Annotated in this window: 1 protein-coding gene; it reads right to left on the bottom strand. The window is 53.3% G+C overall.

The window, feature by feature from the left end; all coding sequences use genetic code 11:
• Positions 1 to 168 precede the first annotated feature (168 nt).
• A complete protein-coding gene (locus AC1DRJ_RS31180) occupies positions 169 to 513 on the bottom strand; it encodes a YggL family protein (RefSeq protein WP_007896965.1) in 345 nt (114 codons plus the stop codon).
• Positions 514 to 681 lie beyond the last annotated feature (168 nt).

Below are 681 nucleotides of genomic sequence, written 5' to 3'. Positions count from 1 at the left end.
GCCTCGCTTCGCTCGACAGCTGCTACACACCTGCTACACAGCTGCGACATGGAATGCGTTCATCCTGTAGCAGCTGTCGAGTGAAACGAGGCTGCGTGCTTTTAATCCGCGCATAAAAAAACGGCGACCCTTGGGTCGCCGCTTCTTTTATGACATCAAGCCATGACATCAAGCGACCGGATTGATCGGCTTTTCCGGGTACCAGACGTCGATCAGCGGGCTGACGGTTGCTTCTGTCAGTTCGCTGCGGCCTTTGAGCCAGGCTTCAACAGCAGCACGCTGCTCTTCGGATACCGAGCCACGCTTCTGCAGGCAAACCAGACCGAAGTCGTCGCCGCCAACATAGCCCAGACCGTTGGCTTCCATGGCTTCTTTCAGGAACGCGTCGAGGAAAGCATCAATGGCTTCATCAGCCAAATCTTCTTTGAAATCCAGGTTCAGTTCGAAACCCAGCTCTTGAAATTCATCGACGCACAATTTTTTGCGCAGACGCTGGGAACGGTTAGTCGCCATTGGAACAATCCTCAAAAGTAATAACGGGCGGCACTTTAGCAGTTTAAGCCACTAATTGCCCGATTCTCTGGGGGGCATGGCTGACCGCCGGTAAAAAAATAGCGGATTAGAGGGGTATGGCACGGCACACGACTTCAAGCCTTGGGGCATAATGCCGACACTTTCATG

The organism is Pseudomonas sp. P5_B2 (assembly GCF_056400445.1).
This window is presented reverse-complemented; position numbering and strand designations above follow the sequence as displayed.

Excerpts from the sequence above, each read along its gene's own strand:
- AC1DRJ_RS31180 (WP_007896965.1), bottom strand. The coding sequence starts at position 513 with ATGGCGACTAACCGTTCCCAGCGTCTGCGCAAAAAATTGTGCGTCGAT.